A 12,727-nucleotide genomic window follows, 5' to 3' on the forward strand; every position below is an offset into this window, starting at 1 on the left:
TCGCCTGCATGACTGACAACGCCGCCAGCCGCCAGCCCACCGAGGTCGACACGATCGCCGAGGAGTGGGTCGCCACCCTGGTCTCCCTGAGCCCCGAGCTCGCCACCTACATCGGTGCCGACGGGAAGCTCGACGAGTACCAGGACTACTCGCCCGCCGGGCGCGAGCGCTCGCTCGCCGCGAGCCGCGAGATGCTCGCGAAGCTCGAGGCCGCCACCCCCGTCGACGACACCGACCGGGTCACGATCGCCGACATGTCGGCGGAGATCCGGCTCGAGCTCGAGCTCGCGGAGGCGGGGTGGGATGCGCGCGACCTCAACGTGCTCGCCTCACCCGCGCAGGGCATCCGCGAGATCTACGACCTCATGCCGACCGCGACGGAGGCCGACTGGGAGATCATCGCCCGCAAGCTGACTCGCGTCGGCGAGGCGCTCGAGGGCTACGCCGAGACCCTCCGCGAGGGCGTCGCGAAGGGCAACCCGCCCGCCATCCGCCAGGTGCGCGAGGTGCTCACGCAGGTGCGCACGAACGCCGCCCGTGACGGCTTCTTCGCCGAGTTCACCGGCGCCGCCGAGGTGCCCGAGAGCCTCAAGAAGCAGCTCGCCGACGCCGCCGAGCAGGCCGCCGACGCCTACGGCCGCTTCGGCGACTTCCTCGAGCACGAGCTCGCTCCCGCCGCGCGCGAGGAGGACGCGGTCGGGCGCGAGCTGTACTCGCTGCTCTCCCGCAAGTTCCTCGGGGCCACGATCGACCTCGACGAGACCTACGAGTGGGGCATCGAGGAGCTCCGCCGCATGGTGGAGGAGCAGACCCGCATCGCGAACGAGATCCTGCCCGGCGCGAGCGTCGAGGAGGCCATCGCCCACCTCGAGCAGGACGAGTCGCGCAAGCTGCACGGCCGCGATGAGCTGCAGCGCTGGATGCAGCAGCTCAGCGACACCGCGGTGGAGGAGCTCTCGCGCACTCACTTCGAGATCCCCGAGCCGGTCAAGGCGCTCGAGTGCATGATCGCCCCGACGCCCGGCGGCGCCATCTACTACACGGGCCCCACCGACGACTTCTCGCGGCCGGGCCGCATGTGGTGGTCGATCCCGGAGGGCGTCGACTCGTTCGACACCTGGCGCGAGACGACCACGGTCTACCACGAGGGCGTTCCCGGCCACCACCTGCAGATCGGGCAGGCCGTCTACAACCGCGCGCAGCTCAACTCGTGGCGTCGACTGCTCGCCGGCACGAGCGGTCACGCCGAGGGCTGGGCCCTCTACGCCGAGCGCCTCATGGAGGAGCTCGGCTACCTCGACGACCCGGCCGACCGCCTCGGCATGCTCGACGGCCAGCGCATGCGCGCCGCCCGTGTCGTGCTCGACATCGGCGTGCACCTGGGCAAGATCCACCCCGAGACCGGCGAGGTCTGGACGAGCGAGGACGCCTTCGCGTTCATGCGGAGGAACGTCAACATGAACGACGGCTTCGTGCAGTTCGAGGTCAATCGCTACCTCGGCTGGCCGGGTCAGGCGCCCTCGTACAAGGTCGGCCAGCGCATCTGGGAGCAGATCCGCGACGAGGTGAAGGCCCGCGAGGGGGCGGCGTTCTCGAACAAGGCGTTCCACAAGCGCGCGCTCGACCTCGGCGGCGTCGGGCTCGACACGCTGAAGTCGGCGCTGCTGGGCTGAGTCGCCGCGCGCACCGGCGCCGAGCATCCGCTCACCGCTGCGGCCCCGTCGTTCACGATCGGCGGGGCCGCAGCCGTGCGGTCGCGTGTTTGCCGGAGGAGTGGCGGAACGATAGGGTGGAGGGTCGCCATTCTGGCGTCGTTCTGTCCGTTCGCCCGGACGACATCTTCCAGCATCACGTCGCACCGGGCCCGATCCATGTCCGCATCGGAGCAACCACTACATGACCACCGTAACGACCAAGGCCCCCAAGCAGATCGCCATCAACGACATCGGCTCTGCTGAAGACTTCCTGGCCGCGGTCGAGCAGACCCTGAAGTTCTTCAACGACGGCGACCTCATCGAGGGCACCGTGGTGAAGATCGACCGCGACGAGGTCCTCCTCGACGTCGGCTACAAGACCGAGGGCGTCATCCCCTCGCGCGAGCTCTCCATCAAGCACGACGTCGACCCCGCAGAGGTTGTCTCGGTCGGCGACACCGTCGAGGCGCTCGTCCTCCAGAAGGAGGACAAGGAGGGTCGCCTCATCCTGTCGAAGAAGCGCGCCCAGTACGAGCGCGCCTGGGGCGACGTGGAGAAGATCAAGGAGGCCGACGGTGTCGTGACCGGTCAGGTCATCGAGGTCGTCAAGGGCGGCCTGATCGTCGACATCGGCCTCCGCGGCTTCCTCCCCGCCTCGCTCATCGAGCTGCGCCGCGTGCGCGACCTCACGCCGTACCTCGGCCAGGAGCTCGAGGCGAAGATCCTCGAGCTCGACAAGAACCGCAACAACGTGGTGCTCTCGCGCCGTGCGCTGCTCGAGCAGACGCAGTCGGAGAGCCGCACGACGTTCCTCAACAACCTCGCCAAGGGCCAGGTGCGCAAGGGCGTCGTGTCGTCGATCGTCAACTTCGGCGCGTTCGTCGACCTCGGCGGCGTGGACGGCCTCGTGCACGTCTCCGAGCTGTCGTGGAAGCACATCGAGCACGCCAGCGAGGTCGTCGAGGTCGGCCAGGAGGTCACCGTCGAGATCCTCGAGGTCGACCTCGAGCGCGAGCGCGTGTCGCTGTCGCTCAAGGCGACGCAGGAGGACCCGTGGCAGGTCTTCGCCCGCACGCACGCGATCGGTCAGGTCGCGCCGGGCAAGGTCACCAAGCTCGTCCCCTTCGGTGCGTTCGTCCGCGTCGCCGACGGCATCGAGGGCCTCGTGCACATCTCGGAGCTGTCGGGCAAGCACGTCGAACTCGCCGAGCAGATCGTGTCGGTCGGCGACGAGGTGTTCGTCAAGGTCATCGACATCGACCTCGACCGTCGCCGCATCTCGCTGAGCCTCAAGCAGGCCAACGAGGGCGTCGACCCCGAGGGCACCGAGTTCGACCCCGCCGTGTACGGCATGCCGACCGAGTACGACGAGGCCGGCAACTACAAGTACCCCGAGGGCTTCGACCCGGAGTCGGGCGAGTGGAAGGAAGGCTTCGAGGAGCAGCGCGCGAAGTGGGAGCAGGACTACGCTGCCGCCCAGTCGCGCTGGGAGGCTCACAAGAAGCAGGTCGCCGCGGCTCTCGCCGAGGAGGCCACCCTCGACCTCCCCGGTGGCTCGAGCTTCACCTCGGAGTCGAGCACGGGCGGCACCCTCGCCGACGACGAGTCGCTCGCCGCGCTGCGCGAGAAGCTCGCCGGCAACTGACGCCAGCAGGTTCGTGAGCGGGCCGTCCTCCTTCGGGAGGGCGGCCCGTTCCGCGTTCTCGGCTCCCCTCCGCATCGCGCCGACGGGGGATGCCCGGCTTCAGCGCTGCTCGACGGAGAGCCGGCGCCGCCGCGCTCGGGCGAGCAGCACCGGCAGGGCGATGACTAGGCCGAGCAGCGCCACGACCACGAGCACGGGCACGACGATCGCGAGGATGCTGAATCCGACCGCGCCGATGTCCTCCACGGTCGACAGCACGGGTGCCGCGGCGCCCCCCGTGAGCGCGTTCGCGGCCGGTCGCGCCGCCATCTTGAGGCCGTGCACGACGAGCGCGATGACGACGCCCGCGGCGATCGGCACCCACTGCTGCGAGGCGAGGAAGGCCTCGGGGTCGGTCACGGCGACGGTCTGCGCACCGCTTCCGGAGCCGAAGACGATGCCGCCAGCGGCGGGGCGCACGATCGTCTGCAGCCAGTCGTTGATCGAGTCGACGGCGGGGATCTTGTCCGCGACCACCTCGATCACGAGCAGCACGGCGAGGATGCCCAGCACCCACTCGTTCTCCAGCCACGCCCAGCCCGCGGGCAGCTGCACGACGTCGGTGAACCGCCCGGCGAGCCCGAGCAGCAGCAGCGGGATGTACGCGTTGAGCCCGGCCGCGACGGCGAGACCGGTGCCGGTGAGGGCTTCGAGCACGGTGGCCTCCTGGTCGACTGTGCGGTCATGGTACTCGCCGCTCGGGCGCCCGTCACCGGGCTAGGGTCGAGGGGTGGAGGTCATCGGACTCACGGGCGGCATCGCCGCCGGCAAGTCGGCGGTCGCGGCGCGGCTCGCCGAGCACGGGGCAGTCGTCATCGACGCCGATCAGCTGGCGCGCGAGGCGGTCGAGCCGGGCAGCCCGGGGCTCGCAGCGGTCGTCGATCGCTTCGGCGAGGGGATGCTCGCCCCCGACGGTTCCCTCGATCGCGCGCGGCTTGGCGCGCTGATCTTCGGCGACGAGCAGGCGCGGCTCGCGCTCAACGCGATCGTGCACCCGGAGGTCCGGCGGCTGTACCGCGAGCACGTCGAGGCGGCCTTCGCGGCGAACCCCGACGCGATCGTCGTCTACGACGTCCCGCTGCTCGCCGAGGCCAGGGCCGCCGACGAGTTCGCGCTCATCGTGGTCGTCGACGCTCCGCCGGAGGTGCGGCTCGAGCGTCTGGTGAGCCTGCGCGGCCTGCCGCGCGAGCAGGCCGAGGCGCGCATCCGCTCCCAGGCCCCCGACGAGGAGCGTCGGGCGATGGCCGATGTCGTGATCGACGCAGGCGGCACCCTCGAGCACACCCTGGAGCAGGTCGACGCGCTGTGGGAGCGCCTGGTCGCCCAGCGCGCTGTCGGAGGTCGCTCCTAGGCTGGGAGGATGCAGCCCACGAGGTCCGTCCGCCCCTTCGAGGTCGTCAGCGAGTACCAGCCGAGCGGCGACCAGCCGCAGGCGATCGCCGAGCTCGCGGCCCGCATCAACGCCGGCGAGACCGACGTCGTGCTGCTCGGCGCGACGGGCACCGGCAAATCGGCGACGACCGCGTGGCTCATCGAGCAGGTGCAGCGCCCGACGCTCGTGCTCGCGCACAACAAGACGCTCGCCGCCCAGCTCGCGACGGAGTTCCGCGAGCTGCTGCCGCACAACGCGGTGGAGTACTTCGTCTCGTACTACGACTACTACCAACCCGAGGCCTACGTGCCGCAGACCGACACCTTCATCGAGAAAGACAGCTCGGTCAACGCCGAGGTCGAGCGGCTGCGGCACTCGACGACGAACTCGCTGCTGAGCCGCCGCGACGTCGTCGTGGTCTCGACGGTCTCGTGCATCTACGGCCTCGGTGCGGCAGAGGAGTACCTCGACGCGATGGTCGCCCTCCAGGTGGGCGAGCGCATCTCGCGGGATGCCCTCATCCGCCGCTTCGTCGGCATGCAGTACCAGCGCAACGACATCGACTTCTCGCGCGGCAAGTTCCGCGTGCGCGGCGACACGATCGAGATCATCCCGATGTACGAAGAGCTGGCGATCCGCATCGAGATGTTCGGCGACGAGATCGAGGCGCTCTACGCGCTGCATCCGCTCACGGGCGACGTCATGAAGACGCTCGACGCCGTGTCGGTCTTCCCGGCAACGCACTACGCGGCCTCGCCTGACACGATGCAGCGCGCGATCGTGACCATCAAGGAGGAGCTCGAGCTGCGCCTGGCCGAGCTCGAGCGGCAGGGCAAGCTCCTGGAGGCGCAGCGCCTGCGCATGCGCACGACGTACGACATCGAGATGATGGAGCAGATCGGGTTCTGCAACGGCATCGAGAACTACTCCCGTCACATCGACGGGCGCGCCCCGGGCGAGCCGCCGAATTGCCTGCTCGACTACTTCCCGGAGGATTTCCTCGTCGTCATCGACGAGAGTCACGTCACGGTGCCGCAGATCGGCGCGATGTACGAGGGCGACGCGAGTCGCAAGCGCACGCTCGTCGAGCACGGCTTCCGGCTGCCGAGCGCGCTCGACAACCGTCCGCTGCGGTGGGAGGAGTTCCTGGAGCGCACGGGTCAGAAGGTCTACCTCTCGGCCACCCCCGGCAAGTACGAGCTCGGCATCACCGACTCGGTGGTCGAGCAGATCATCCGCCCGACGGGCCTCGTCGACCCGGAGATCGTCGTGAAGCCCAGCGCGGGCCAGATCGACGACCTCCTCGAGCAGATCCGGCTGCGCGTCGAGCGCGACGAGCGCGTGCTCGTCACGACGCTCACGAAGAAGATGGCGGAGGAGCTCACCGACTTCCTCACCGAGGCCGGCGTGCGGGTGCGCTACCTGCACTCGGACGTCGACACGCTGCGCCGCGTCGAGCTGCTGAGCGAGCTGCGGCAGGGCGTCTACGACGTGCTCGTCGGCATCAATCTCCTGCGCGAGGGGCTCGACCTGCCGGAGGTGTCGCTCGTGGCGATCCTCGACGCCGACAAGGAGGGGTTCCTGCGCTCGGCGACGTCGCTCATCCAGACGATCGGTCGTGCCGCGCGCAACGTGTCGGGCTCGGTGCACATGTACGCCGACGTCGTGACGCCGTCGATGGCGCAGGCGATCGACGAGACCAACCGGCGCCGCGACAAGCAGATCGCCTACAACGTGGCGCACGGCATCGACCCGACGCCGCTGCGCAAGCGCATCGCGGACATCACCGACCAGCTCGCGCGCGAGGGCGCCGACACCGCGGCGCTGCTCGCGCAGCGGGGGAGCAGCGCGGGCCGCAAGGCACCGACGCCGCGGGCGCCGCGCGAGGGTCGCGCGGCCGAGGGCGCCGCCGAGCTCGAGGGCATCATCGCCGATCTCGACGCCCAGATGCGCACCGCGGCCGCCGAGCTGAAGTTCGAGCTCGCGGCCCGACTCCGCGACGAGGTGCAGGAGCTCAAGAAGGAGCTGCGCCAGATGGTCGAGGCTGGCCACGTGCGCTGACCTATAAGGCAAAGGAGTGAGGCGTTCCCGCATCGTTCCGAGCGGTCGCTCGTCGCACGTCGGCGACCTGCGCTCCGGGAGGAATGTCGGGGGCCGCACCTAGAATGACGCGAGTGCCGGCATCCCCTCTCGACCTCCACTCGCACCTGAGCGTGCGCGGCGCGCGGGTGCACAACCTGCGCGACGTCGACCTCGTCATCCCGCGCGACGCCCTCGTCGTGTTCACCGGGCTCTCGGGCTCGGGCAAGAGCTCGCTCGCCTTCGACACCATCTTCGCCGAGGGCCAGCGACGCTACGTGGAGTCGCTTTCGGCCTACGCCCGACAGTTCCTCGGGCAGGTCGACCGGCCCGACGTCGACTTCATCGAGGGCCTCAGCCCCGCGGTGTCGATCGACCAGAAGTCGACCAACCGCAACCCCCGCTCGACGGTCGGCACGATCACCGAGATCTATGACTACATGCGTCTGCTCTGGGCGCGCGTCGGCATCCCGCACTGTCCTGAGTGCGGCGAGCGCATCCAGCGTCAGACCGTGCAGCAAATCGCCGACGAGCTCATGACCCTGCCGGAGGGGCGTCGGTACCAGATACTCGCTCCGGTCGTGAGCCAGAAGAAGGGCGAGTTCGTCGACCTCTTCGCCGAGCTTTCGGCGGGCGGCTACTCGCGCGCGGTCGTCGACGGCGAGGTCATCCAGCTCACCGAGCCACCGGCGCTCAAGAAGCAGAACAAGCACGACATCTCCGTCGTCGTCGACCGACTCGTCGCCGGCGCCGACATCCTCACCCGCCTGACCGACTCGCTCGAGACGGCGCTCGGGCTCACCGACGGGCTCGTCGTCATCGACTTCGTCGACGAGGAGGCCGGCTCGCCGCAGCGCTCCCGCACGTTCAGCGAAAAGCTCGCGTGCCCCAATCGGCACCCCCTGCAGCTCACCGAGATCGAGCCGCGCACCTTCTCGTTCAACGCGCCGTTCGGCGCCTGCCCGGTGTGCTCCGGCCTCGGCACCCGCATGGCGGTCGATCAGGAGCTTCTCATCGGCGATCCGAGCCTCAGCCTCAACGACGGCGTCATCCTGCCCTGGAACCAGCAGGGCAAGGGCCTCTACAGCTACTTCCAGAAGCTCCTCGCGGGCCTCGGGCGCGACCTCGGCTTCTCGCTCGACACCCCCTGGGGCGACCTGGAGGAGAGCACGCAGCAGGCGATCCTGCTCGGCAACGACTTCGAGGTGCGCGTCAAGTGGCGCAACCGCTACGGCCGCGACGTCACGTACTCCACGGGCTTCGAGGGCGTTATCCCGTACATCGAGCGCAAGTACGCCGAGGCCGAGAGCGACTGGTCGCAGCAGCGCTTCGCCGAGTACCTGCGCGAGGTGCCGTGCCCCGAGTGCGAGGGCGCGCGGCTCAAGCCCGAGGTGCTCTCGGTGCTCGTCGACGGCCACTCGATCTCGTCGGTCGCCGAGCTGAGCATCCACGACGCCTACGCCTTCATGCAGGGCATCACGCTCACCGAGCGCGAGGCCTCGATCGCCGCCGCGGTGCTGCGCGAGATCCGCGCGCGCCTGGAGTTCCTGCTCGAGGTCGGCCTCGGCTACCTCAGCATGGCGCGCGCGGCCGGCACGCTCTCGGGCGGCGAGGCCCAGCGCATCCGCCTCGCGACGCAGATTGGCTCGGGCCTCACGGGCGTGCTGTACGTGCTCGACGAGCCCTCGATCGGCCTGCACCAGCGCGACAACCGCCGGCTCATCGACACGCTCGTCAAGCTCAAGAGCCTCGGCAACACCCTCATCGTGGTCGAGCACGACGAAGACACCATCCGCACCGCAGACTGGGTCGTCGACATCGGGCCCGGCGCGGGCGAGCACGGCGGTCGCGTCGTGCACTCCGGCACCTACGACGAGCTGCTCGCCAATCGCGAGTCCATCACCGGCGACTACCTCGCCGGGCGGCGGCAGGTAGTCGAGTCGTTCCCCCGCCGGCCGATCGACCCCGCTCGTCAGCTGCGCATCGAGGGCGCCCGCGCCAACAACCTGCAGAACGTGAGCGTCGACATCCCGCTCGGCGTCTTCGTCGCCGTCACGGGCGTGAGCGGCTCGGGCAAGTCGTCGCTCGTGAACGACATCCTCTACAAGGTGCTCGCCAACCGCCTCAACGGCGCCCGGCAGGTGCCCGGCAAGCACACGCGCATCACGGGGCTCGAGCACCTCGACAAGGTCGTGCACGTCGACCAGGCGCCCATCGGCCGCACCCCACGCTCGAACCCCGCCACGTACACGGGCGTCTTCGACCGCATCCGGGCGCTCTTCGCCGAGACCGTCGAGGCGAAGGCGCGCGGCTACCTGCCTGGCCGCTTCAGCTTCAACGTCAAGGGCGGCCGCTGCGAGAACTGCGCGGGCGACGGCACCATCAAGATCGAGATGAACTTCCTGCCCGACGTCTACGTCGCGTGCGAGGTGTGCGGCGGCGCGCGCTACAACCGCGACACGCTCGCCGTCCACTACAAGGGCAAGAACATCGCCGAAGTGCTCGACATGCCCATCGAGGAGGCGGCCGAGTTCTTCAAGCCGATCTCGGCGATCCACCGCTTCCTGCAGACGCTCGTCGACGTGGGGCTCGGCTACGTGCGGCTCGGCCAGAGCGCCACGACCCTCTCCGGCGGCGAGGCCCAGCGCGTCAAGCTCGCCACCGAGCTGCAGAAGCGCTCCAACGGGCGCAGCATCTACGTGCTCGACGAGCCGACGACGGGCCTGCACTTCGAAGACGTGCGCAAGCTCCTCGGCGTGCTCGGCGGGCTCGTCGACAAGGGCAACACGGTCGTCGTCATCGAGCACAACCTCGACGTCATCCGCGCGGCCGACTGGCTCATCGACCTCGGCCCCGAGGGCGGCTCGGGCGGCGGCACCATCCTCGCCACCGGCACGCCGGAGGAGCTCGCGCGAGTCGAGGCGAGCCACACCGGGCGCTTCCTGGCCGAGCTGCTGCCGGCGGCCAGGGCCGCGAGCTGATCCGGAGCGCCGTGGCGACCGCGAACGAGACGCGCGAGAGCTGGCGCCCCCGGCGGGGCGAGATCCCCACCGAACCGGGCGTGTACCGCTTCCGCGACGAGCAGGGGCGCGTGCTGTACGTCGGCAAGGCCAAGAACCTGCGCTCGCGGCTGAGCAACTATTTCCAGCCGCTGCACTCCCTGCACGACCGCACCCGGCGCATGGTGACGACCGCGCGCGGGGTCGAGTGGACGGTCGTCGGCAGCGAGCTCGAGGCGCTGAGCCTGGAGTACACATGGATCAAAGAGTTCGCCCCGCCCTTCAACGTCAAGTTCCGCGACGACAAGACCTACCCCTACCTCGCCATCACGCTCGGCGACCGCTTCCCGCGCGTCATGGTGACGCGCACGCGCGGCATCCCCGGCGCGCGGTACTTCGGCCCGTACACGAAGGTCTGGGCGGTGCGCGAGACCGTCGACATCATGCTCAAGGCTTTCCCGGTGCGCTCGTGCAGCGAGGCGACCTTCAAGCGCGCCCGCGACCGGAAGCGGCCGTGCCTGCTCGGCGACATCGGCAAGTGCGCCGCCCCGTGCGTCGGCCGCGTGAGCCCGGAGGAGCACAAGTCGCTCGCCCTCGACTTCGCCTCCTTCATGGCCGGCAACGATCAGACCTACGTGCGGCGCCTCCGCGAGCAGATGGCGGCAGCCGCCGCCGAGCTCGACTACGAGTCCGCCGCGCGGTTCCGCGACCAGATCGGCGCACTTGAGACGGCGCTCTCGAAGAGCGCGCTCGTGCTCGCCGACGACGTCGACGCCGACGTGTTCGGCATCGCCTACGACGAGCTCGCCGCCGCGGTGCAGCTTTTCATCGTGCGCGGCGGCCGCGTGCGCGGCGTGCGCGGCTGGGTCGTCGACACCGAGCTCGACGTCACGCTCGCCGAGCTCGTCGACACCGTGCTGCAGAACGCCTACGACGACGCGAGCGAGCCGCCAGCGCGCGAGATCCTGGTGCCCGCGGTGCCCGACGACGCGGCCGCGCTGCAGACCGTGCTCACCGAGCGGCGACGCGCGGCGGGGGAGCGGGGCGCGGTCGTCGTCCGCACCGCGCAGCGCGGCGACAAGGCCTCGCTCGCCGAGACCGCGCTCACCAATGCGCAGGGTGCGCTCCAGGTCTACAAGACGCGCCGCAGCGGCGACTTCACCGCGCGCTCTCAGGCCCTCGCGGACATCCAGGAGGCCCTGGGGCTGCCCGAAGCCCCGCTGCGGCTGGAGTGCTACGACGTCTCGCACCTCGGCGGCACGAACCAGGTCGCCTCGATGGTCGTCTTCGAAGATGGCCTGCCGCGCAAGGATCAGTACCGCTCGTTCTCGATCGCGAGCGCGCGCGACGACACGGATGCGATCCATCAGGTGCTCACGCGCCGTCTGGCCTACCTGCGGCCCGGCAGCGATCCCGGCGAGGTGCCGGCCGACACGAGCACCGACCCCGCCTCGCGCGACGCCGCCGCGTCCGACTCGGTCGAGGCCGAGTCGGTCACACCCGGGCAGACCCCGACGGGCACGGCGAAGGCGAAGAAGTCGTTCCACTACCGGCCGGGACTGCTCGTCATCGACGGCGGCCAGCCGCAGGTGCAGGCCGCCGCACGCGCCCTCGCCAACGCGGGCATCACCGACATCGCAGTCTGCGGCATCGCCAAGCGCCTGGAGGAGATCTGGCTGCCCGACAGCGACTTCCCGGTCATCCTGCCGCGCAGCTCCGACGCCCTGTTCCTCCTCCAGCGGCTGCGCGATGAGGCGCACCGCTTCGCGCTCAAGCATCAGCGCACGAAGCGCAAGCAGTCGATCACGACCGAGCTCTCGAGCGTGCCGGGGCTCGGGCCGGCCCGCGTGCGCGAGCTGCTGTCGCGCTTCGGCTCGGTCGCGCGGCTGCGCGCCGCGAGCCTGGAGGAGCTCATGGCGATCGACGGCATCGGCCGCAAGACCGCCGAGGCCGTGCAGCAGGCCCTCGCGACCCGCCGGTAGGCTGGCAGCACGACCCCCCAGCGCATCGAGGCCCGAGCATGACCGACCGACCCCACGAGGTCCTCATCGTGACCGGCATGTCCGGCGCGGGCCGCTCGACGGTCGCGAACGCCCTGGAGGATCTGGGCTGGTACGTGGTCGACAACCTGCCGCCGCAGATGCTGCGCCCGCTCGTCGACCTTGCCGTGCATCCGGGAAATCAGCTGCCGAAGATGGCGGCCGTCGTCGACGTGCGCGGCGGCCGGCTGTTCGCCGACGTGCGTCGCATCGTCGACGAGCTGCGTGACCGGGCGACGGTCCGCGTGCTGTTCCTCGAGGCGACGGATGCCGCGCTCGTGCGCCGCTTCGAGCAGGTCAGACGGCCGCACCCGCTGCAGGAGGACGGCACGCTGCTCGACGGCATCGCCCGCGAGCGCGAGCGCATGCGCGAGGTCCGCGAGCTCAGCGACATCATCATCGACACTAGCGAGTTCAACATCCACCAGCTCGCCTCGACGGTCTCCGAGATCTTCGCGCCGGAAGGCGCCTCGACCGTGCGCGTCACGCTGGAGAGCTTCGGCTTCAAGTACGGGCTGCCGACCGACGCCGACATGGTGGCGGATGCCCGGTTCCTGCCCAATCCGTTCTGGCAGCCCGCATTGCGCGCCAAGACGGGCCTCGACGACGAGGTGAGCGACTACGTGCTCGCCCAGGAGGGCGCGAGAGAGTTCGTCGACCGGTATGTCGCCCTGCTGCAGCCGGTGCTGCGCGGGTACGCCCGCGAGAACAAGCGCACGGCGACGATCGCCGTCGGCTGCACGGGCGGCAAGCACCGCTCGGTGGCGATCATCGAAGACCTCGCAGCGCACCTTCGGGGGATGCCCGGCGTCGCCGTCGCCGTGAAGCACCGCGACCTCGGTCGCGAGTAGGCTCGAGAG

The 12,727-nt window shown here is 70.2% G+C and carries 8 protein-coding genes; 7 read left to right on the top strand and 1 reads right to left on the bottom strand.

Translation table 11 applies throughout. The features are described 5' to 3' along the window. The first annotated feature begins 8 nt into the window (after window positions 1-8). Together ID804_RS06710 and rpsA are read left to right on the top strand one after the other, a co-directional pair. Window positions 9-1,673 (top strand): DUF885 domain-containing protein, encoded by a 1,665-nt coding sequence (locus ID804_RS06710; RefSeq protein ID WP_169078306.1) that lies wholly within the window; start codon window positions 9-11, stop codon window positions 1,671-1,673. A 223-nt stretch (window positions 1,674-1,896) separates the two neighbouring features. Then, window positions 1,897-3,339 (top strand): 30S ribosomal protein S1, encoded by a 1,443-nt coding sequence (gene rpsA / locus ID804_RS06715; RefSeq protein ID WP_169078308.1) that lies wholly within the window; start codon window positions 1,897-1,899, stop codon window positions 3,337-3,339. Between the two features lie 99 nt (window positions 3,340-3,438). Here the strand turns inward: rpsA and ID804_RS06720 are convergent, their stop codons facing one another. Beyond that, window positions 3,439-4,035: a DUF4126 domain-containing protein gene (locus tag ID804_RS06720; RefSeq protein ID WP_169078310.1), complete on the bottom strand. Its 597-nt coding sequence runs from the start codon at window positions 4,033-4,035 to the stop codon at window positions 3,439-3,441. Between the two features lie 73 nt (window positions 4,036-4,108). Between ID804_RS06720 and coaE the strand changes: the two genes are divergently transcribed. The 5 genes from coaE (at window position 4,109) to rapZ (ending at window position 12,718) form a co-directional block, all read left to right on the top strand. Beyond that, window positions 4,109-4,729 carry a dephospho-CoA kinase gene (gene coaE / locus ID804_RS06725; RefSeq protein ID WP_169078312.1) on the top strand — a complete coding sequence of 207 codons (621 nt, stop codon included), beginning with the start codon at window positions 4,109-4,111 and terminating at the stop codon, window positions 4,727-4,729. Between the two features lie 9 nt (window positions 4,730-4,738). Further along, the gene (gene uvrB, locus ID804_RS06730; RefSeq protein WP_169078314.1) at window positions 4,739-6,811 is read left to right on the top strand and encodes an excinuclease ABC subunit UvrB; all 2,073 of its coding nucleotides are present in this window, start codon (window positions 4,739-4,741) and stop codon (window positions 6,809-6,811) included. A 104-nt stretch (window positions 6,812-6,915) separates the two neighbouring features. Next, window positions 6,916-9,810: an excinuclease ABC subunit UvrA gene (gene uvrA, locus ID804_RS06735; protein ID WP_169078316.1), complete on the top strand. Its 2,895-nt coding sequence runs from the start codon at window positions 6,916-6,918 to the stop codon at window positions 9,808-9,810. A gap of 11 nt (window positions 9,811-9,821) precedes the next feature. Then, window positions 9,822-11,810: an excinuclease ABC subunit UvrC gene (gene uvrC / locus ID804_RS06740; RefSeq protein ID WP_169078318.1), complete on the top strand. Its 1,989-nt coding sequence runs from the start codon at window positions 9,822-9,824 to the stop codon at window positions 11,808-11,810. A 38-nt stretch (window positions 11,811-11,848) separates the two neighbouring features. Further along, window positions 11,849-12,718 (top strand): RNase adapter RapZ, encoded by an 870-nt coding sequence (gene rapZ / locus ID804_RS06745; RefSeq protein ID WP_169078320.1) that lies wholly within the window; start codon window positions 11,849-11,851, stop codon window positions 12,716-12,718. The last annotated feature ends 9 nt before the right edge of the window (window positions 12,719-12,727 follow it).

It is taken from the genome of Microcella alkalica (assembly GCF_014595885.1).
Taxonomy (GTDB): Bacteria; Actinomycetota; Actinomycetes; order Actinomycetales; family Microbacteriaceae; genus Microcella; species Microcella alkaliphila_B.